General features: G+C 65.2%; 22 protein-coding genes. 20 read left to right on the forward strand and 2 right to left on the reverse strand.

Annotated elements, in window-relative coordinates; translation table 11 throughout:
* The first annotated feature begins 82 nt into the window (after positions 1-82).
* From IFE19_RS08155 to ygiD, 4 genes are all read left to right on the forward strand, one after another.
* Positions 83-916 carry a M15 family metallopeptidase gene (locus IFE19_RS08155; protein ID WP_225910456.1) on the forward strand — a complete coding sequence of 278 codons (834 nt, stop codon included), beginning with the start codon at positions 83-85 and terminating at the stop codon, positions 914-916.
* Positions 891-1358 (forward strand): hypothetical protein, encoded by a 468-nt coding sequence (locus tag IFE19_RS08160; protein ID WP_207827122.1) that lies wholly within the window; start codon positions 891-893, stop codon positions 1356-1358. Before IFE19_RS08155 ends, IFE19_RS08160 begins: the two co-directional genes overlap by 26 nt.
* Positions 1359-1446: 88 nt before the next feature.
* The gene (wrbA, locus tag IFE19_RS08165) at positions 1447-2049 is read left to right on the forward strand and encodes an NAD(P)H:quinone oxidoreductase (RefSeq protein WP_207827124.1); all 603 of its coding nucleotides are present in this window, start codon (positions 1447-1449) and stop codon (positions 2047-2049) included.
* Between the two features lie 4 nt (positions 2050-2053).
* Positions 2054-2809, forward strand: coding sequence for a 4,5-DOPA-extradiol-dioxygenase (gene ygiD, locus IFE19_RS08170; RefSeq protein ID WP_207827126.1), 756 nt, complete (start codon positions 2054-2056; stop codon positions 2807-2809).
* Between the two features lie 21 nt (positions 2810-2830).
* Here ygiD and IFE19_RS08175 read toward each other — a convergent pair whose 3' ends face one another.
* Both IFE19_RS08175 and IFE19_RS08180 read right to left on the reverse strand, forming a co-directional pair.
* Entirely contained in the window at positions 2831-3241 is a 411-nt protein-coding gene (locus IFE19_RS08175; protein WP_207827128.1) for a DoxX family protein, read from the reverse strand.
* 106 nt (positions 3242-3347) lie between these two features.
* Positions 3348-4904, reverse strand: coding sequence for an AMP-binding protein (locus tag IFE19_RS08180; RefSeq protein WP_207827130.1), 1557 nt, complete (start codon positions 4902-4904; stop codon positions 3348-3350).
* A gap of 198 nt (positions 4905-5102) precedes the next feature.
* On the opposite strand from IFE19_RS08180, the gene lipA reads away from it, so the two are divergent.
* The 16 genes from lipA (at position 5103) to gcvA (ending at position 19104) form a co-directional block, all read left to right on the forward strand.
* A complete protein-coding gene (gene lipA / locus IFE19_RS08185; RefSeq protein WP_207827132.1) occupies positions 5103-6074 on the forward strand; it encodes a lipoyl synthase in 972 nt (323 codons plus the stop codon).
* Positions 6075-6081: 7 nt separating this feature from the next.
* Positions 6082-6528, forward strand: coding sequence for a type II toxin-antitoxin system RatA family toxin (locus IFE19_RS08190; protein ID WP_207827134.1), 447 nt, complete (start codon positions 6082-6084; stop codon positions 6526-6528).
* A gap of 105 nt (positions 6529-6633) precedes the next feature.
* Complete coding sequence (locus IFE19_RS08195; protein ID WP_207827136.1) at positions 6634-6870, forward strand: hypothetical protein; 237 nt, start codon at positions 6634-6636, stop codon at positions 6868-6870.
* The gene (locus IFE19_RS08200) at positions 6867-7982 is read left to right on the forward strand and encodes an NAD(P)/FAD-dependent oxidoreductase (protein ID WP_207827478.1); all 1116 of its coding nucleotides are present in this window, start codon (positions 6867-6869) and stop codon (positions 7980-7982) included. Before IFE19_RS08195 ends, IFE19_RS08200 begins: the two co-directional genes overlap by 4 nt.
* Positions 7979-8539 (forward strand): sugar O-acetyltransferase, encoded by a 561-nt coding sequence (locus IFE19_RS08205; protein WP_225910457.1) that lies wholly within the window; start codon positions 7979-7981, stop codon positions 8537-8539. The genes IFE19_RS08200 and IFE19_RS08205 overlap by 4 nt, the downstream gene beginning before the upstream one ends.
* Positions 8540-8661: 122 nt before the next feature.
* Positions 8662-8844 carry a 50S ribosomal protein L32 gene (gene rpmF / locus IFE19_RS08210; protein ID WP_105564516.1) on the forward strand — a complete coding sequence of 61 codons (183 nt, stop codon included), beginning with the start codon at positions 8662-8664 and terminating at the stop codon, positions 8842-8844.
* 116 nt (positions 8845-8960) lie between these two features.
* Positions 8961-9575 carry a hypothetical protein gene (locus IFE19_RS08215; RefSeq protein ID WP_207827138.1) on the forward strand — a complete coding sequence of 205 codons (615 nt, stop codon included), beginning with the start codon at positions 8961-8963 and terminating at the stop codon, positions 9573-9575.
* A 98-nt stretch (positions 9576-9673) separates the two neighbouring features.
* Positions 9674-10951 carry a phosphopyruvate hydratase gene (gene eno, locus IFE19_RS08220; RefSeq protein WP_207827140.1) on the forward strand — a complete coding sequence of 426 codons (1278 nt, stop codon included), beginning with the start codon at positions 9674-9676 and terminating at the stop codon, positions 10949-10951.
* Positions 10952-11099: 148 nt separating this feature from the next.
* Complete coding sequence (locus IFE19_RS08225) at positions 11100-11420, forward strand: FtsB family cell division protein (RefSeq protein ID WP_207827483.1); 321 nt, start codon at positions 11100-11102, stop codon at positions 11418-11420.
* 114 nt (positions 11421-11534) lie between these two features.
* On the forward strand, positions 11535-12566 hold the full coding sequence (gene pdhA / locus IFE19_RS08230; protein WP_207827142.1) for a pyruvate dehydrogenase (acetyl-transferring) E1 component subunit alpha: 1032 nt from the start codon (positions 11535-11537) through the stop codon (positions 12564-12566).
* Between the two features lie 3 nt (positions 12567-12569).
* On the forward strand, positions 12570-13907 hold the full coding sequence (locus tag IFE19_RS08235) for a pyruvate dehydrogenase complex E1 component subunit beta (protein WP_207827144.1): 1338 nt from the start codon (positions 12570-12572) through the stop codon (positions 13905-13907).
* The gene (locus tag IFE19_RS08240) at positions 13904-15184 is read left to right on the forward strand and encodes a pyruvate dehydrogenase complex dihydrolipoamide acetyltransferase (protein WP_207827146.1); all 1281 of its coding nucleotides are present in this window, start codon (positions 13904-13906) and stop codon (positions 15182-15184) included. The genes IFE19_RS08235 and IFE19_RS08240 overlap by 4 nt, the downstream gene beginning before the upstream one ends.
* Before the next feature lie 13 nt (positions 15185-15197).
* Positions 15198-15677 (forward strand): glutathione peroxidase, encoded by a 480-nt coding sequence (locus tag IFE19_RS08245; RefSeq protein ID WP_207827148.1) that lies wholly within the window; start codon positions 15198-15200, stop codon positions 15675-15677.
* Positions 15678-15679: 2 nt separating this feature from the next.
* Positions 15680-17086, forward strand: a complete 1407-nt coding sequence (gene lpdA, locus IFE19_RS08250; protein ID WP_207827150.1) for a dihydrolipoyl dehydrogenase — start codon at positions 15680-15682, stop codon at positions 17084-17086.
* 66 nt (positions 17087-17152) lie between these two features.
* Positions 17153-18157 carry a cysteine synthase A gene (locus IFE19_RS08255; protein ID WP_207827152.1) on the forward strand — a complete coding sequence of 335 codons (1005 nt, stop codon included), beginning with the start codon at positions 17153-17155 and terminating at the stop codon, positions 18155-18157.
* Complete coding sequence (gene gcvA, locus IFE19_RS08260) at positions 18154-19104, forward strand: transcriptional regulator GcvA (RefSeq protein ID WP_207827154.1); 951 nt, start codon at positions 18154-18156, stop codon at positions 19102-19104. Before IFE19_RS08255 ends, gcvA begins: the two co-directional genes overlap by 4 nt.
* Positions 19105-19123 lie beyond the last annotated feature (19 nt).

Consider the following 19123-nt stretch of genomic DNA (forward strand, 5'->3'; position numbering starts at 1 on the left):
AGGCGAAGTGGGCCTTGCGGTTCAAGGCAAGCTAGGGCCTGCTGACGCCATGTCAGTGCGATTTGCGATCCTTGCGGCGGCCTTGGTCGCAATCCTCGGTGGAGCCGGAGCGGCTCAGGCCAAGGATGCCCAGATTTGCGACCGGCCGACCAGCGCCTGGGATGGCGCAGCCCAAGCCAACGGCATTTCGCTTTATACGTTGGAATGGTCGCCGTTCGGTTCGGCCGAATGGGGGTGGGAGACCTATACGCCGCTGATCCAGCGCGAGATCGGCACCCCCTGCGATCCGGCCTCACCTGCCTTCGCCGAGGCCCTGGCGGGGTTTCAGGCGCGCTACGGCCTGACGGCCACAGGCCAGTTCGATCAGGCGACCTTTCAGGTGTTCCGCGGCCTGTGGCAGGAGCGGCGCCCCTTCGTCATGGCGCGGGTGAGGGGCGAATGTCCCGAGCCGCCGCCCATCAGCATGCTCGGCTATCTCGACCCTGCTGAAGAACATGCCCAACGGATGACCCGCCTGCTGCGGCGCGACGTGCTGGACGCCTATCGCCGCATGGCCGCCGCCGCCCGCGCCGAGGTTCCGGCCATCGCCGCTGATCCGGAACTGATGCAGATCTTCTCGGGTTTTCGCGACCCGGAAGCCGACGCCGCCCGTTGCGCCGCCCAGGGCAATTGCGACGGTGTGCGCCGCGCGGCCTGTTCGCCGCACAGGACAGGAACAGCGATCGACATCCACGTGGGCCATGTCGCGGGCATGGGGGTGGATTCGACCGATCCGTTGAGCCGTCGTCATATGGCCCAGGGGCCGGCCTATCGCTGGCTGGTGGCCAATGCTTCCCGTTTCGGCTTCACCCCCTATGTGTTTGAGCCTTGGCATTGGGAATGGACTGGCGATGGTACGACCGCTGGCGGACGGTGAGGCGGCGCTGGCGCGCGAGGTCTTTGGCGCGGCCCTGCGGCTGGACGACATCCGCTTCCTGGCCTCGCCCTGGCCGTTCGACCGGGCCTTCGTGCCCGGCAGCTGGTTCGGTCGCGACTGGATCGTCTGGCCGAAAAAATCTCTGGAGCCGGACCTGTCGCGCGCGTCGTTGCGGACCCAGGCCGTCTTCGTTCATGAACTGGTTCATGTCTGGCAGGCGCAGAACGGGCTGAACCTGCTGATGAGCAAGCTACGCGCAGGCGACGGCCCCGCCGCCTATGCCTATCCGCTGGATGACCTGTGCGACTGGGGGGGCTTGAACATCGAGCAGCAGGCCATGGTGGTCGAACACCGCTTCATCCTGTCGCGCGGCGGTCGGGCGCCGGCCGGTCAGGCTTTTTACGACCGCGTCTGCCCCTTGGCGCGACGTATGGAAATTTGACCGTCGGGACTTGCGGCGCCGCAACATCTCGCTAAATCAGGAACTGATGCAGTTGCTTTTGTGTCAGTCAGATTTAGCGGAGCGTTCGATGCCCAAGATTCTCGTCCTTTACCATTCGACCTATGGCCACATTGAGCAGATGGCTGAAGCCGTCGCCGAGGGCGCTCGCCGGGTGGATGGAGCAGTGGTGGACATCAAGCGCGTCCCCGAAACCGTCCCGACCGAGCTGGCCCAGAAGTCTGGCTACAAGCTGGATCAGGCCGCGCAGATCGCCACGGTCGACGACCTGGCCGACTATGACGCCATCATCATCGGCGCGGGCACGCGCTTCGGCACCGCCGCCTCGCAGATGCGCGCCTTCCTGGATCAAACGGGGGGCTTGTGGTTCACCGGGAAGCTGATTGGCAAGGTCGGCGGCGCCTTCACCGCCTCGGCGACGCAGCATGGTGGTCAGGAAACCACCTTCAGCGGCCTGCACAACTTCTTCCTGCACCAGGGCATGGTCGTCGCCGGCCTGCCCTACGGTTTCCAGGGCCAGATGAACATGGACGAGATCACCGGCGGTTCGCCCTATGGCGCCACCACCCTGACCAAGGGCGACGGCTCGCGCATGCCCAGTGAGAACGAACTGGACGGCGCCCGCTATCAGGGTCAGCATATCGCTGAAATCGCCAAGAAGCTGCACGGTTAAGATCATGCGCCAGCCCGCCATCTTCTTTGGACACGGCTCTCCGATGAACGCCCTGGGCGGCCCCTATGCGGACGCTTGGCGCGCGCTGGGAGAGGAGATCGGCAAGCCCAAGGGCGTGGTCATGGTCTCGGCCCACTGGGAGACTCGCGGGCTGGGCGTGACGGCGCAGGAACGGCCGGAAACCATCCATGATTTCGGAGGCTTCCCGCCCGAACTTCACGCCATGCAGTATCCCGCACCCGGCTCGCCCTCGCTGGCGGCCCGGGTGGCGGAACTGACCGGCGCGCAAGCGACGACGCAGTGGGGTCTGGATCACGGCGCCTGGTCGGTGCTGGCTCATGTCTGGCCCGAAGCCGACGTGCCCATCGTGCAGTTGTCGCTGGATCGCACCATCGACGCACGCGCCCATTATGAACTGGCGAAGAAGCTGCAGCCCTTGCGGGACGAGGGCGTCCTGATCGCCGGTTCCGGCGACTTCGTGCACAATCTGCGGACCTGGAAGCGCGCGGGCGGCGAGCCCTATGACTGGGCCGTCGACTTCAACGAGGCGGTGAAGCGCGCCTTCGTGAATGGGGACCATGAGGCCCTGATCGACTGGGTGAACCTGGCCGAACAGGCGCAGCTCAGCGTGCCGACCGACGAGCATTATCTGCCGCTGCTCTATGTGGCGGCTCAGCAGGCGCCGGGCGAGGCGGTCAGCTTCTTTACCGACGCTATCGAAGGCGGCTCGATCTCGATGACCGGCGCCCGGATCGGCTGATCCAGGCGCCGTCTCGGGCCGTCAGCGGCGGCGACCGCCGCGCATCATGCTGTCCAGGGCGATCGGGCCGGGACCGGCGAAGAACAGGTAGAGGAAGACGAAGCAGTAGAGCGCCGCCAGCTCGCCGCCGTTGTTGATCGGGTAGGGGCCCTGCGGCGCGTGCACCATCCAGTAGGCCACGGCGGTGAAGCCGGACAGGATGAAGGCCGTCGGGCGGCTGAACAGACCCAGGATGATCAGGACGCCGCCGACCAACTCGATCGGACCGGACCAGCCGGCGAGGGTCGACAGATCCACGCCTCCACCATGTCCGCCGGGCGGAAAGCCCAGGATTTTTTGCGCGCCATGCTGAAGCAGCAGCAGGCCGGCCACGATCCGCAAGATGCTCTGGAACCGTGGGGCCCAGCTCGAAAGAGACGTTGAACTCGCCATTCTGTTTTCCTCCCGATGACGCACGACCGTCGTGTCCGCAAACCGGATCGACGCAAGGCGCGAAGGTGAAGGTTAGGCGAAGTCGCGGGCTCTGCAAGCGTCCCGATCAGGCCGCCTTCAACGCATCCTCGACCAGCTTCTGGATGGCGACATAGTCCGTCTTTCCGGTTCCCAGGACCGGAATGGCGTCCAGCTTGATGATCTTCTTGGGCACGGCCAGTTCCGGCGCACCGTTTTCGCGCGCCCATTCCGACAGGAGGGCCGACTCGGCCCCGGCATGGTCGGTGACCAGGATCAGGCGCTCGCCCTTCTTGCTGTCGGGCACGGAGACCGCGGCGTGACGATGTTCGGGCCAGACGGCCCCGGCCATGTCTTCGACCGCCAGCAGGGAGACCATTTCCCCTCCAACCTTGGCGAAGCGCTTCACCCGGCCGAGGATCGTGATGTAGCCCTCGTCGTCGATATCGACGATGTCGCCGGTGTCGTGCCAGCCGCCTTCCAGAGGTTCGATGCCCTCGGGATTATTAGGTGAGATATAGCCGGCCATGACGTTGGGGCCGCGCAGATACAGACGACCGCCGCCCTCGATGCCCTCGACCTTGTCCAGACGGTATTCCATGCCCGGCATGATCTGTCCAACCGAACCCGGTCGGTTACGATCAGGATGGTTCACGGCGACGACGGGCGCGGCCTCGGTCGCGCCATAGCCTTCCAGAAGTTCGACGCCGCCGAATTTGGTGTTGAACATCTGACGCGTCTCGTCGCGGACCTTTTCGGCCCCGGCGACGGCGAACTGCAGGGTGGCGAAGTCGCCCGGTTCCGCCACGCGGGCGTACTGGTTCAGGAAGGTGTCCGTCGCGAACAGGATGGACGCCTTCACCTGGGGCAGCAGGTCGGTGATCTGCTTGGCGTGCAGGGGCGAGGGATATTCGAAAGCCTTCATGCCTTGCAGCAGCGGCAGGATGACGCCGCCGGTCAGGCCGAAGCAGTGGAAGGTCGGCAGCGGGTTGAACATCACCCACTCAGGCTTCAGGTCGATGTGGGCGGCGACCTGACGGGCGTTGGCGACCAGATTGCGCTGGCTCAGCACCACGCCCTTGGGTGCGCCGAAGCTGCCCGAGGTGAACAGGACCACGCCCGGCGAATCCGGGTCGGTCTTGGTGCGGAAGCGACGCGGGGCCATGCCGGCGCTCAGGCCGTACAGCTTGTCAGCCAGGCCGATCGTCTTGCGTACGTCGTCCAGCCAGATGATCTCGGCGACCTCGCCGAGGGCTTCCATGAGGTCGTCCAGCTTGGCCTGGGTGACAAAGCGTTTGGCCGACAGGATCTTGCTGACGCCCGCCGTTCTCAGCGCGGCCTTCAGATTGGCCTCGCCCGAGGTGAAGTTCAGCATGACGGGCACGCGGCCAAAGGCGTGCAGGCCGAAGAAGGTGACGACCACGCCCGCGCTGGACGGCAGCAGGACGCCGACGCGCTCGCCCGGCTTGGTCATGGCGGCGATCTTGCGGCCCAACACGAAGGCGGCGCGGATCAGGCCGGTATAGGTCAGGGGGTGACGATCCTGATCTTCCAGGATCTCCTTGTCGCCAAAACGGGCGCGCGCATCGATCAGCGCGTCGAACAGGGATTCATCATAGACCTTGGGGTCCAGGGCAGCCCGCAAGCACGTCCTCCTTCGGAGAGCTCTCAGCGGCCCTCTCGGTTACAAGAGGCCGGAAACTAGTGACCCAAAGCCGCCTTGAAAAGATGCGTAACGTGGCGTGAGGCCATTCCGCGCACCGACTGAAACCGTCTGTGGCTTGCCATCGGCGGTCGGAAAGCCGACATACCGCCCTTCTGCACAGGAGCCAGACCGCCGGCTATGGTCACGCTGATCGACACCCTGACGAAAAAGCCCTCTGAGCTGCGTCACCCGGAGAAACAGAATCGCCCGGAATCGGCGGTGCTGAAGAAGCCTGACTGGCTGCGCGTAAAGGCGCCCGGCTCGGGCCAGTACAATGCGACCAGGGACATCGTTCGCTCCAAGGGGCTGGTGACGGTCTGTGAAGAGGCGGCCTGCCCGAACATCGGCGAGTGCTGGAGCCAGAAGCACGCCACGCTCATGATCATGGGCGACACCTGCACGCGGGCCTGCGCCTTCTGCAACGTCAAGACCGGCCTGCCGCAGGCCCTGGACCCGGAAGAGCCGGCCAAGGTCGGTCTGGCCGTCCAGCAGATGGGTCTGAACCATGTGGTCATCACCTCGGTGGACCGCGATGACGTAGCCGACGGCGGCGCCGCCCACTTCGCCGAAGTGGTGCGCCAGATCCGTTTGCAAGCGCCGAACACCACCATCGAGATTCTGACGCCCGACTTCCTGCGCAAGGACGGTGCGGCCGAGGTGATGATCGACGCCACGCCCGACGTCTTCAATCACAACCTCGAGACCGTCCCGCGCCTCTATCTGAAGATCCGGCCCGGCGCCCGCTACTTCCACAGTCTGCGACTGCTGCAGATGGTCAAGGAGCGCGACCCGAACCAGTTCACCAAGTCCGGCATCATGGTCGGTCTGGGCGAGACCAAGGAAGAGGTCATGCAGGTGATGGACGACATGCGTTCCGCTGGCGTCGATTTCATCACCATCGGCCAGTACCTGCAGCCGACGCGCAAGCACGCCGCCATCGACCGCTTCGTCACGCCGGAAGAGTTCAAGGCCTATGAGGCGATCGCCAGGGCCAAGGGCTTCCTGATGGTGTCGTCGTCGCCGCTGACGCGCTCGTCGCACCACGCTGGGGACGATTTCGCCCGTCTGAAGGCCGCGCGTCTGGCGCAGGCAGGCCGCTCGGCGCGTTAAGCCCTGAATGGCGGTCCATCGCGTTACACGCATTCTTCCCTATGCGCCCGAGCAACTGGCGAACCTGGTCGCGGACGTGGAAGCCTATCCGGCCTTCGTGCCGTGGATCACCTCCATGCGCATCTGGAACAAGCGGGACGAGGCGCCCGGCGTCCGCCTGCTGGACGCCGAGGCTGGCGTGGGCTTCGCCTTCCTGACCGAGCGTTTCTCGACCTGGGTTCGTCATGACATCCATGCGCCCAAGGTCGAGGTCGGCCTGATCCGCGGGCCGTTCAAGCACCTGAAGAACCGATGGGAGTTCCATCCGCACCCCGAGGGGACGCGGCTGGAATTTTCTATCGACTTCGCCTTCAAGTCGCGGATGCTGGACATGATGCTGCAGGCGAATTTCGACCGGGCGGTCGATAAGCTGATAGGTTGTTTCGAAGGCGAAGCGGCTCGACGTTTTCGCTGAGGGGGCGCGATGTCGGAACGCGGGTCTGTCTTGATCAAACGTCGTAGCTGGCTCTTGCTCACGGCTCTCATTCTGTCGACGGCCGCTTTTATCCTAGGCTCTCCCATGTTGCTGCTGTTTGCAGCCATGTCGGGAATGGGGAGCGATGCCTGCGCGGGATGGCCAGCTTATCTCTTCGTCTTGGCGGGCGTGACTTTGCCGGTCGCCATAATCGGCGTTCTGGTAAACGGATGGAATGCCTTCATTGTCCGTAACGAGCCTCGGGCATGGTGGGGCTTTCTGACCCTGGTTTTGTGGCCGTTGGCGGTATTTATCAGCGTAAGGGCGCCTGACGTATGCTGACGGAGTTCGACTTCGACGCGACGGTCGTAGGGGCGGGGGCTGTGGGGCTGGCCTGCGGGCGGGCGCTGGCTAAGCGCGGCCTGTCGGTGCTGGTGCTGGAGAGCGAACCCCACATCGGTCAGGGCGTGTCCTCGCGCAATTCCGAGGTCATCCACGGCGGGCTCTATTATCCGACGGGCTCGCTGAAGGCGAAGTTCTGCGTCGAGGGGCGGCGGGCGCTCTATGACTTTCTGGCCAGCCACAAGATCGACCACTGGAAGTGCGGCAAGCTGGTCGTGGCCACCGAGGAAGCCGAGGTCGAACGCATCGAGGCCATCTTCGAGCAGGCGACGACCAACGGCGTTGAGGGGCTTGAGCACCTGACTGGCGCCCAGGCGCGGGCGCTGGAGCCGGAATTGAACGCCCACGCCGCCATCCTGTCGCCCGAGAGCGGGGTCTTCGCCAGCCACGACTACATGCTGGCCCTGCAGGGCGAGATCGAGGACGCGGGCGGCTCGGTCGTCCTCTCGACGCCGTTCGAGCGGGCCGAGCCCCTGCCGGGTGGTGGCTTCAGGATCACGGCGGGCGGGGAAGGCGGGGCGGTGCTGACGAGCCGGCTGCTGGTCACCGCGCCCGGTTTGTCGTCGCAGAGCGTGGCGGCCGCCATCGATGGCTATCCGGCCGCGGACATCCCCGCCCGGCATCTGGGCAAGGGAATCTATTTCCGCCTGACGGGACCCGCCCCCTTCAATCGCCTGATCTATCCGCCGCCCATCGCCGGAGCGCTGGGCACCCACTACCGCAAGGATCTGGGCGGGCAGGGGGTGTTCGGCCCGGACCTGGCCTATGTCGAGACCGAAGACTATTCGGTCAATCCGGCCAAGGCGGATGAGTTCGCCCACTACATCCGCCGTTTCTGGCCGGGCGTGACGGTCGAGCGCCTGACGCCCGATTACGCCGGCATCCGGCCCAAGATCCACGGACCGGATGAACCTCAGCCGGATTTTCAGCTTCACGCGCGCGAACACCATGGCATCGACGGCCTGATGGCCTTGTTCGGGATCGAGAGTCCGGGCCTGACCAGTTCGCTAGCGATTGGCGAAGCCGTGGCTGAGGCGTTGTGCAAGGCATGAGCATGACGGAGCGCGAGAAGATGCTCGCCGGGTTGAACTACGACCCTGGCGATCCCGAACTGGTCGCGGGGCGGGCGCGGGCGGTCGGCCTGACCATGCGAATCAATCAGGCGCCGGATCGCGAGCAGCGCCGCGACTTGGTCAATGAATTGGTGCGTGCCAGCGACGGGCGCGCCGCGATCATGCCCGGCTTCTTTTGCGACTATGGCGTCAACATCCGCTTCGGCGCGCGAGCCTTCGTCAACGCCAACAGCGTCTTTCTGGATTGCGCCGAAATCGTCATCGGCGACGACTTCCAGTGCGGCCCTGGCGTCCAGCTTCTGACGCCAGAACACCCGCTGGATGCGGCGGAGCGGCGTTCTGGCGTGGAAAGCGCGCGCCCGATCCGCATTGGGAACGATGTCTGGATCGGCGGCGGGGCGATCGTTCTGGCCGGCGTGACCGTCGGAGATCGGTCTGTGATCGGCGCCGGATCGGTCGTGACGAAGGATGTTCCGGCCGATGTCGTGGTCGCTGGAAATCCCGCCAGGATCATCAAGCGGCTGTCATCCGACTGACACCCTTGAAATCGGTTGCGGCTTCATGCATAAGCCCGCCCTCGCGTGGCGGCTCTTATCGGGGGGCCGCCGCTGTTGTTTTCGCGTCTTCACGGCGCACCGACTTAGAGATTGAGACGGACATGGCCGTTCCGAAGCGCAAAGTATCCCCCTCGCGTCGCAACATGCGTCGTGCACACGACGCCCTGGGCGCCAACACCTATGTGGAAGACAAGGACACCGGCGAGCTGCGCCGTCCGCACCACATCGACCTGAAGACCGGCATGTACAAAGGCCGTCAGGTCATGACCCCGAAGGAAGACTAAGCTCTTCACGACGGTCCCGGTTTCGGCCGGACGATAGAATTCAGCGGCGCGCGATGTCATCGCGCGCCGTTTTCGTGCGTTATGAGCGGTGAAGCTGACCCCTTGGAGCGCTCCGCATGATCCGCAACGCCGTCCTCAGTTCCGTCGCCCTGCTGGCCCTAGCTGGTTGCAACGCCCCGGAAGCCGCCAAGTCGCCTGAACAGAAAGCTCCCGAATCAGCTGCTCCCGCGGCTGCACCCGACGCCGCTGCAGCCGAGGTGCTGACGGCTCAAGGCTATGGTCCCCTGAGGATCGGCATGACCCAGGCGGAGGTGGACGCCGCGGTCGGCCCGCCGCCTGCGAACGTCGCCGAAGCCGAACCCTCGGAATGTCGCCAATACCATCCGCCGCGTGCGCCCGAGGGGCTGCTGGTCATGACGGAGAAGGGCGTGCTGACGCGTCTGACGGCGATCAAGGGCTCGACCTTCAAGACGGCGGACGGCGTTGGGATCGGCTATGACGGCGAGCAACTGAAGACGAACTACGGCGCGGCGGCTCGATTCAGTCCTCACAAGTATGTGGAAGCGCCGGCTGGCTATCTGACCACCTGGCCAGGGGCAGGGCATCTGCTGGGGACCTATGTCGCCGATCCGGCTGCACGCGGTCTGGTGTTCGAGATCGGACAGGACGGCAAGGTCGCTTCCATACATGCCGGCGGGCCTAGCATTCAGTATGTCGAGGGCTGCAGCTGACGCCCCGTCAGAAGGAAGCTGCGTCGCCGGTTGGCGATTCGGCGATGGCTGGTCTAAACCGGAAGCAGAACTTCTCCTCCTGACAGAGCGCCTACCTCATGACCGACATCGCCGACATCGTCGCCCGCCAGATCATCGACAGCCGGGGTAATCCGACGGTCGAGGTGGACGTTACCCTGGAAGACGGCAGCTTTGGTCGCGCCGCCGTGCCCTCGGGCGCCTCGACGGGTGCGCACGAAGCCGTTGAACTGCGCGACGGCGACATGGACATGTGGGGCGGCAAGGGCGTCCAGAAAGCGGTCGACGCCGTCAACGGCGAAATCTTCGACGCGCTCAGCGGCATGGACGCCGAGGACCAGCGCCGTCTGGACGAAGCCCTGATCGAACTGGACGGCACCGAGAACAAGGGCCGTCTGGGCGCCAACGCCATCCTTGGCGTCTCCCTGGCCGCGGCCAAGGCCAGCGCCATCAGTTCGAACCTGCCGCTGTACCGCTACATCGGCGGCGTCTCGGCCCGTATTCTGCCGACCCCGATGATGAACATCATCAACGGCGGCGCTCACGCCGACAATCCGATCGACATCCAGGAGTTCATGATCCTGCCGACCGGCGCCGACAGCTTCTCGGACGCTCTGCGCATGGGCGCTGAAATCTTCCACGCCCTGAAGAAGGCGCTGAAGGACGCCGGCCACAACACCAACGTCGGCGACGAGGGCGGCTTCGCCCCCAACCTGGCCTCGGCTGAAGAAGCCCTGGCCTTCATCACCAAGGCGGGTCAGTCGGCTGGCTATCTGGCGGGTGAGGACTTCCACCTGGGCCTCGACGTCGCTTCGACCGAGTTCTTCAAGAACGGCAAGTACGACCTGACGGGCGAGGGCAAGTCCTTCGACGCCGACGGCATGGTCGGCTACCTGGCCGATCTGGTCGAGCGCTTCCCCATCGTCTCGATCGAGGACGGTTGCGCCGAGGACGACTTCGATGGCTGGAAGCTGCTGACGGACCGTCTGGGTGATCGCGTTCAGCTGGTGGGCGATGACTTGTTCGTGACCAATCCGCGCCGTCTGGCCGCGGGCATAGGCGAGGGCCTGGCCAATTCCATCCTGATCAAGGTCAACCAGATCGGCACCCTGTCCGAGACGCTGGACGCCGTGGATATGGCGCACCGCGCCGGTTACACCTCGGTGATGAGCCACCGCTCGGGCGAAACCGAAGACTCGACCATCGCCGACCTGGCGGTCGCCACCAACTGCGGTCAGATCAAGACTGGCTCGCTGGCCCGCTCGGACCGCACGGCCAAGTACAACCAGCTGCTGCGCATCGAAGAGATGCTGGGCGACCAGGCCGCCTATTTCGGCGACGGCATGCTGTTGAAATAGACCTTCTCACGAAGAAGTGCGCGACGCCGTCTCCGACCTCGGAGGCGGCGTTCGCAATTACGGCCAAGCTACGGTTCGTTAGGCATTTTCGCTGAGGATCGGGAAACCGTGTTCACGCTCAGAAGGAGCGTCAGTCGTGCCCGAGCAGATGAAGCCCTACCTTCCGTCCGCCTTCCTGTTTTTCCTGATCGTCTACCTTGGCGTTCAGGCCCTGACCGGGCAGCGTGGCTTGCTGAGCGGGGGTGAGCGAGATGCGCTTCTCGCCAAGCGCGAGGCTCAGCTGGCACGTCTGACCGAGCAAAGGCGGGACCTGGAGGTCCGTGTGCGCTATCTGCGGACCGAGAGCCTTTCCCGGGATCTTCTGGAAGAACGGGCGAGGGCCGTGCTCGGCTTCGCCGACCCGCGTGACTACGTAGTTCGACTGAGCGCTCCGGCATCGCGCAACCCTGACGCGATCCGCGCCTCCTGAACTATTGTTACAGCTAGACCGGCGCGCTTTGCGTTTCGGGAACGAAGGCTGCTAAAGCCCCTTTCCGTAACGATAAGAGTCCCTGACAATCGGGGCGCAGCCGGGAGATGCCGGATGGCGAAAGCCGCCGCTCAGAAATCCTCGTCCAGCACGGGCGATACCAAGATTCCGAATACGCCTCAGGCTTCGAAAGAAGACCTGCTGCGCTTTTACCGAGAGATGGTCCTCATTCGCCGCTTCGAGGAGCGCGCAGGCCAGCTTTACGGCATGGGCCTGATCGGCGGCTTCTGCCACCTGTACATCGGCCAGGAAGCCGTGGCGGTGGGCGTTCAGGAGAGCGTCAAGCAGGGCCACGACAAGATCATCACCGGCTACCGCGACCACGGCCACATGCTGGCCGCCGGCATGGACCCGAACGCCGTCATGGCCGAACTGACCGGTCGCATCGGCGGTTCGTCCAAGGGCAAGGGCGGCTCGATGCACATGTTCGACGTGCCGACCGGCTTCTACGGCGGCCACGGCATCGTCGGCGCCCAGGTGGCGCTGGGCACCGGCCTGGCCTTCGCCGGCAAGTATCGCGGCGATGACTCGGTGGCCTTCGTCTATTTCGGCGACGGCGCCTCGAACCAGGGTCAGGTCTACGAGAGCTTCAACATGGCCCAGCTGTGGAAGCTGCCAGCCATCTACATCATCGAGAACAACCAGTACGCCATGGGCACGAGCATCGAACGCTCGTCGTCCACGACTGAACTGTTCATGCGCGGCGCCAGCTTCGGCATTCCGGGCGAGCAGGTCGATGGCATGGATGTCCTGGCTGTGCGTGACGCCACCGCCCGCGCCGTAGCCCGCGCCCGCGCCGGCGAAGGTCCCTATATCCTCGAGGTGAAGACCTACCGCTATCGCGGCCACTCCATGTCGGACCCGGCCAAGTACCGCACCAAGGAAGAGGTCGACGAGGTCAAGAAGACCCGTGACCCGATCGACCACCTGAAGATGCTGCTCGCCGCCGCCAAGGCGACCGAGGAAGAGCTGAAGGCCATCGACAACGAGGTGAAGGCCATCGTCGCCGAAGCCGTGCAGTTCGCACAGGAAAGCCCTGAGCCGGATCCGTCCGAGCTCTATACTGACGTCTACGTGGAGGCCTGATCCGTGACCGACATTCTGATGCCGGCGCTGTCCCCCACGATGGAAGAGGGCACGCTGACCAAGTGGCACATCAAGGCAGGCGACACCGTGTCGGCCGGCCAGGTGATTGCCGAGATCGAAACCGACAAGGCGACGATGGAAGTCGAAGCCGTCGATGAAGGCGAAGTGCTGGAAATCCTGGTGCCGGAAGGCTCCGAGAACGTGAAGGTCAATACGCCGATCGCACGTCTGGCTGGTGAGGACGCGGCTCCTGCGCCTGCGCCCAAGGCCGAGGCCGCGCCTGCCGCCGCACCGGTCGCCGCTGCCGTTTCGGCTGCGCCCAAGACGGAACTGCGCGACCCGGAAATCCCCGCCGACGCCAAGCTGGTCAAGACGACCATCCGCGACGCCCTGCGCGACGCCATGGCCGAGGAAATGCGTCGCGACGACCGCGTCTTCCTGATGGGCGAGGAAGTCGCCCAGTATCAGGGCGCCTACAAGGTCAGCCGCGACCTGCTGCAGGAGTTCGGCGACCGTCGCGTCGTCGACACCCCGATCACCGAGCACGGTTTCGCCGGTCTCGGCGTTGGCGCCGCCATGGCGGGCCTGAAGCCCATCGTCGAGTTCATGACGTGGAACTTCGGCATGCAGGCCATCGACCACGTGATCAACTCGGCGGCCAAGACCTTGTACATGTCGGGCGGTCAGATCCGTGCGGACATCGTTTTCCGTGGCCCCAACGGCGCCGCCAGCCGCGTCGGCGCTCAGCACAGCCAGGACTATTCCGCCTGGTATGCCCAGGTTCCGGGTCTGAAGGTCATCGCGCCCTATGATGCGGCTGACGCCAAGGGCTTGTTGAAAGCCGCCATCCGCGATCCGAACCCGATCGTCTTCCTCGAACACGAGATGATGTACGGCACCGAGTTCGACGTGCCGGACGTCGAGGACTATGTCGTGCCGATCGGCAAGGCCAAGGTTCGTCGCGAAGGCACGGACGTCACCATCACGGCGCACAGCCGCATGGTCGGCTTCGCCCTTCAAGCCGCCGAGAAGCTGGCCGAGGAAGGCATCTCGGCCGAGGTCGTGGACCTGCGCACCCTGCGTCCGCTGGATCACGAAACCATCGTCGAGAGTGTCAAGAAGACCAGCCGCCTGGTCTCGGCCGAAGAGGGCTGGGGCCCAATGGGCGTCGGCGCCGAGGTCGTGGCTCGCGTGATCGAACACGCCTTCGATTACCTGGACGCTCCGCCGCTGCGCGTGCACCAGGAAGATGTGCCGCTGCCCTATGCCGCCAACCTGGAAGCCCTGTCGTTGCCCGGTGTGGACAAGATCATCGCGGCCGTGAAGCAGGTGATGGCATGACCGACATCCTGATGCCCGCCCTGTCGCCCACGATGGAAGAGGGCGTCCTGGCCAAATGGCACGTCAAGGTCGGGGACGTCGTCTCCGCCGGCGACGTCATCGCCGAGATCGAAACCGACAAGGCGACGATGGAAGTCGAAGCCGTCGATGAGGGTGAAGTCACCGACATCCTGGTCGCCGAAGGCACCGAAGGCGTGAAGGTCAACACCCCTATCGCCCGCCTGAAGGACGAGGGCGGCGCCGCTGCGCCTGCCTCCAAGGCAGAAACTCCGAAGGTTGAAGCTGCTCCGGTCAAGGCTGAAGCGTCGAAGGCTGCGGCGCCTGTTGTCCCGGCTCCGGCGGCGCCGAAGTCGGATAGCGGCGAACGTATCTTCGCTTCGCCCCTGGCCCGTCGCATCGCCGCCCAGAACGGCGTCGATCTGAAGTCGATCAAGGGCACCGGCCCGCATGGCCGTATCGTCAAGCGCGACGTCGAGGGCGCGCCGAAGGGCGCTGCTCAACCCGCCGCCTCGACGGCGACCGCCGCTGCGACCCCGGGCATCGCCCCGCGTCAGGTTCAGTCGCTGGCCCAGATGGGCATCCCGGACGGCAGCTACGACCTGATCCCGCTGGACGGGATGAAGAAGGCCGTGGCGCGTCGCATGGTCGACAGCATCCAGAACGTTCCACACTTCCCGCTCTTCATCGACGTCGAGATCGACCAGCTGATGGCCGTCCGCGCGAAGGTGAACAAGATGCTGGAGCCGCAGGGCATCAAGGTCTCGGTGAACGACTTCGTCATCAAGGCCGCCGCTCTGGCCCTGAAGATGGTGCCGGAGGCGAACGCCTCCTACACCCCCGAAGGCATCGCCATGCACCACAACGCCGACGTCTCGATGGCGGTGGCGATCGACGGCGGCCTGATCACCCCGATCATCAAGAAGGCCGAGACCAAGGGCCTGGCCCAGATCGCGACCGAGTCCAAGGACCTGGCCAAGCGCGCCCGCGAACGCAAACTGAAGCCCGAAGAGTTCCAGGGCGGCACCTTCTCGGTGTCCAACCTGGGCATGTTCGGCATCAAGTCGTTCAGCTCGATCATTAATGAGCCGCAGGGCTGCATCATGAGCGTGGGCGCCGGCGAGCAACGAGCTGTCGTCAAGGACGGGCAACTGGGCGTGGCCACGGTCATGACCGTGACCCTGACCTGCGATCACCGGGTGGTCGACGGCGCGACGGGCGCCCGCTTCCTGCAGGCGTTCAAGCCGCTGATCGAAGATCCCGTGGCGATGCTGGCCTAGGGGAGAGGAAGTCATGACCTCGGTCTATGACTTCTCCGCCCGGGCCATCGACGGCACGGACGTGACGCTGGACCGCTTTCGCGGGCAGGCGCTGCTGATCGTCAATACGGCGTCCAAATGCGGCTTCACCGGTCAGTATGACGGGCTGGAGAAGCTGCACCGCGACTTCGCCGATGCGCCGTTCGAGGTTCTGGGTTTTCCCTGCAACCAGTTCGGCCAGCAGGAGCCGGGCAGGGCGGCGGAAATCGCCGCCTTCTGCGCCACCAGCTTCGACGTGACCTTCCCCTTGTTCGACAAGGTCGAGGTCAATGGGCCGAACCGGCACCCGCTCTATGCCTGGCTGACCCGGCAGAAGCGCGGCTTCTTTGGCTCCCAGAACATCAAGTGGAACTTCACCAAGTTCCTGACCGACCGCGAAGGCCGCGTCGTCGCGCGCTATTCGCCCCAGACTGAACCCGCGGCCATCAAGGCCGACATCGAGAAGTTGATCTGACCATGGCTGCTGAATTCGATCTCGTCGTCATCGGTTCGGGCCCCGGCGGCTACGTCGCGGCTATCCGCGCCAGCCAGTTGGGCCTGAAGGTCGCCATCATCGAGCGCGAGAACCTGGGCGGCATCTGCCTGAACTGGGGCTGCATCCCGACCAAGGCCCTGCTGAAGTCGGGCGAGAAGTTCGAGAGCCTGAGCCACCTCAAGGAATACGGCCTGTCCGCCTCGGGCGCGTCCTTTGACTTCGACGCCATCATCCAGCGCTCGCGCGGGGTGGCGGCGACGATGAACAAGGGCATCGGCTTCCTGATGAAGAAGAACAAGATCGAGGTGATCGAGGGCTCGGCCACGCTCGAAAAGGGCGCAGCGGCTCCCAAGGTCGTCGTGGCGCTGAAGGCCGGCGGCACGCGCGCCATCGAAGCCAAGACCGTCATGCTGGCCGTCGGCGCCCGCGCCCGCGCCCTGCCGCAGATCGGTCTGGAAGCGGACGGCGACAAGATCTGGGCCTATCGCGACGCCCTGGCCCCAAAGAAGCTGCCCAAGACCTTCGTCGTCATCGGCTCGGGCGCCATCGGCATCGAGTTCGCCAGCTTCTATCGCGCCCTGGGCGCTGAAGTGACCGTGGTGGAAGCCGTGGATCGCATCATGCCGGTGGAGGACGAAGAGGTCTCCAAGGCCGCGCAGAAGTCCTTCGAGAAGCGCGGCATCAAGTTCAAGGTCGGCGCCAAGGTGACCAAGGTCTCCAAGGATTCCAAAGGCGTGAAGGTCGATGTTGAAGTGAACGGCAAGGCCGAGACCCTGGAGGCCGAGGTCTGCATCTCCGCCGTCGGCATCACCGCCAACACCGACGGCATCGGTCTGGAGGCGCTGGGCGTCGAACTGGACCGCGGCCACATCAAGACCGACAGCCACTGCCAGACCAACGTCAAGGGTTTGTACGCGATCGGCGACTGCGCCGGCGCGCCCTGGCTGGCGCACAAGGCCAGCCACGAAGGCATCCACGCCGCCGAGCACATCGCCGCCTACAAGACGCCGAACGTCCATTCGCCCATCGCCGGCTGCACTTACGCCCAGCCGCAGGTCGCCTCGGTCGGCATCACCGAGCAGGGCGCCCGCGCCGAGAAGCGCGAGGTCAAGATCGGCCGCTTCCCGTTCCGCGTGAACGGCAAGGCGGTTGCGGCCGGCGAGATCGACGGCTTCGTCAAGGTCATCTTCGACGCCAGGACCGGCGCCCTGATCGGGGCCCACATGATCGGCCACGAAGTGACCGAGATGATCCAGGGCTATGTCACCGCCATCACCATGGAAGCGACGGAAGAAGACATCCACGGCATCGTCTATCCGCACCCGACCATGTCCGAGGCCATGCACGAGGCGGCTCTGGACGCCTACGGACGCGTGATCCACATCTGATCCGGTTGTTAGAAAATCTGAACTGTGGCTAAGAGGGGCGCTCCCTCTCCACGGTTCGGAAGTTCCATGATCGTCGCGCCTGATGTTCTCGGCCTGATCGGCAATACGCCTCTGGTGCGCCTCAAACGCGCGTCGGAGCTGACGGGCTGCGAAATCCTCGGCAAGGCCGAGTTCATGAATGTCGGCGGTTCGATCAAGGATCGGGCGGCGCTCAGCATCATCAGAAAAGCGCGCGCCTCGGGCGCGCTGAAGCCCGGTGGCGTCATCGTCGAGGGCACAGCGGGCAATACCGGCATCGGCCTGGCCTTGGTCGGGGCGGCGCTGGGCCACCCGGTCGTCATTGTCATGCCGCGCAGCCAGACGGACGAGAAGAAGCGGGCGGTTCGCCTGCACGGCGCGCGTCTGATCGAGGTCGATCCCGCGCCCTTCGCCAGCCCCAACCATTTCGTCGCCTATTCCCGCCGTCTGGCCGAGGAACTGAACGAGAGCGAGCCGAACGGCGCCTTCTACGCCGATCAGTTCGACAACCTGGCCAATCGCGAAGCCCACTACGAAGCTACTGCACCCGAGATCTGGAAACAGACGGACGGCGAGATCGACGGTTTCATCTGTGCCGTCGGTTCGGGCGGGACCCTGGCCGGGTGCGCTGCCTATCTGCGAGAACAGAAACCCGAAGTCCGCATCGGTCTGGCCGATGTGCCGGGCGCCGCCCTCTACAGCTGGTTCACCGAGGGCAAGCTCGCGGGCGAGGGCTCCTCGATCACCGAAGGCATCGGCGTCAACCGCATCACCGGCAATCTCGAGGGGCTGGCGGTCGATCATCCCTATCGGATCGAAGACGCAGAATTCCTGCCCATCCTGTTCGATCTGGTGAAACACGAGGGTCTGTCGCTGGGGCCGTCCAGCGGGGTCAATATCGCCGGCGCCATCCGCATGGCGCGCGATCTGGGACCGGGCAAGACCATCGTCACCGTCCTGTGCGACGCGGGCCAGCGCTATGCCAGCAAGGTCTATGATCCGGCCTTCCTGACGGCACGGGGCCTGCCGACGCCGGAGTGGCTGAGCCGATGAGCCGCAAGAAGGACGCATCAGTCGACAGCCGCATTCCGCCGCTGAACGCGCTGAAGGCCTTCGAAGCCGCAGCCCGTCGCCTGAACATCACCCGCGCCGCCGAAGAGTTATCGGTAACGCCCGGCGCCATCAGCCAGCAGATCCGCATTCTGGAGGAGCACGCTGGCGCGCCCCTGTTCCACCGCGAGGGACGTCAGATCGCCCTGACCGACTTGGGGGCCGAGCTCTATCCGCTGCTGCACGACGGCTTCGACTATCTGAAACGGGCAGGGGATCTATTGTACCGCCCGGACCGCCGTCATGCCTTGGCGGTCAGCGTGCCGCCGTCCTTCGCCGCCAAGTGGCTGGCCCCGCGCATCGCCCGGTTCGCGGCGGCCCACCCCGAGGTCGAGGTCTGGATGTCGGCGGACATGCGGCTGGCCGATGTCGGCGGCGGGCGGGTGGACGTGGCGGTCCGATATGGACGTGGCGATTACACGGGCGTGCGGTCCGAGCGTCTGTTGTCGGCCGACGTAATCCCGGTGTGCAGCCCGGTCCTGCTGACGGGGCCCAAGGCGTTGAAACGCCCGGCGGACCTGGCGAAGCATGTCCTGATCCACCTGCGCGCCGGTGAACTGGAAGAGCCCCGTCCGGATTGGGCGGCTTGGCTGAAGGCCAAGGGCGTGGACAAGGTGGACGCTGCAGCTGGTCCTCGTTTTGACCAGACGGCCCTGGCCATCGAAGCCGCGGCTCATGGTCAAGGCGTAGCTCTGGCCCCCTATGCCTTCGTGGCGGAGGACCTGGCGTCGGGACGGCTGGTCGCTCCGTTTGCGGACGGCGCCTTCTCGACCGAAATGGCCTATCACGCCCTGACGCGACGCAGCGGTGTGTCAGAGCCGGCCCGCGCCTTCGTCCGCTGGATGAAGGAAGAGGTCCAGGCGGCGGAACAGCGCGTGGATGACCTCTGATCGGCCATTTCTGTCCGAT

It is taken from the genome of Brevundimonas pondensis (genome assembly GCF_017487345.1).
GTDB lineage: Bacteria > Pseudomonadota > Alphaproteobacteria > Caulobacterales > Caulobacteraceae > Brevundimonas > Brevundimonas pondensis.

Coding starts and splice junctions, on each gene's coding strand:
- IFE19_RS08160 (WP_207827122.1), top strand. CDS start 891: ATGGTACGACCGCTGGCGGACGGTGAGGCGGCGCTGGCGCGCGAGGTC.
- wrbA (WP_207827124.1), top strand. CDS start 1,447: ATGCCCAAGATTCTCGTCCTTTACCATTCGACCTATGGCCACATTGAG.
- ygiD (WP_207827126.1), top strand. CDS start 2,054: ATGCGCCAGCCCGCCATCTTCTTTGGACACGGCTCTCCGATGAACGCC.
- IFE19_RS08175 (WP_207827128.1), bottom strand. CDS start 3,241: ATGGCGAGTTCAACGTCTCTTTCGAGCTGGGCCCCACGGTTCCAGAGC.
- lipA (WP_207827132.1), top strand. CDS start 5,103: ATGGTCACGCTGATCGACACCCTGACGAAAAAGCCCTCTGAGCTGCGT.
- IFE19_RS08190 (WP_207827134.1), top strand. CDS start 6,082: ATGGCGGTCCATCGCGTTACACGCATTCTTCCCTATGCGCCCGAGCAA.
- IFE19_RS08195 (WP_207827136.1), top strand. CDS start 6,634: ATGTTGCTGCTGTTTGCAGCCATGTCGGGAATGGGGAGCGATGCCTGC.
- IFE19_RS08205 (WP_225910457.1), top strand. CDS start 7,979: ATGAGCATGACGGAGCGCGAGAAGATGCTCGCCGGGTTGAACTACGAC.
- rpmF (WP_105564516.1), top strand. CDS start 8,662: ATGGCCGTTCCGAAGCGCAAAGTATCCCCCTCGCGTCGCAACATGCGT.
- IFE19_RS08215 (WP_207827138.1), top strand. CDS start 8,961: ATGATCCGCAACGCCGTCCTCAGTTCCGTCGCCCTGCTGGCCCTAGCT.
- eno (WP_207827140.1), top strand. CDS start 9,674: ATGACCGACATCGCCGACATCGTCGCCCGCCAGATCATCGACAGCCGG.
- IFE19_RS08225 (WP_207827483.1), top strand. CDS start 11,100: ATGAAGCCCTACCTTCCGTCCGCCTTCCTGTTTTTCCTGATCGTCTAC.
- pdhA (WP_207827142.1), top strand. CDS start 11,535: ATGGCGAAAGCCGCCGCTCAGAAATCCTCGTCCAGCACGGGCGATACC.
- IFE19_RS08240 (WP_207827146.1), top strand. CDS start 13,904: ATGACCGACATCCTGATGCCCGCCCTGTCGCCCACGATGGAAGAGGGC.
- IFE19_RS08245 (WP_207827148.1), top strand. CDS start 15,198: ATGACCTCGGTCTATGACTTCTCCGCCCGGGCCATCGACGGCACGGAC.
- lpdA (WP_207827150.1), top strand. CDS start 15,680: ATGGCTGCTGAATTCGATCTCGTCGTCATCGGTTCGGGCCCCGGCGGC.
- IFE19_RS08255 (WP_207827152.1), top strand. CDS start 17,153: ATGATCGTCGCGCCTGATGTTCTCGGCCTGATCGGCAATACGCCTCTG.
- gcvA (WP_207827154.1), top strand. CDS start 18,154: ATGAGCCGCAAGAAGGACGCATCAGTCGACAGCCGCATTCCGCCGCTG.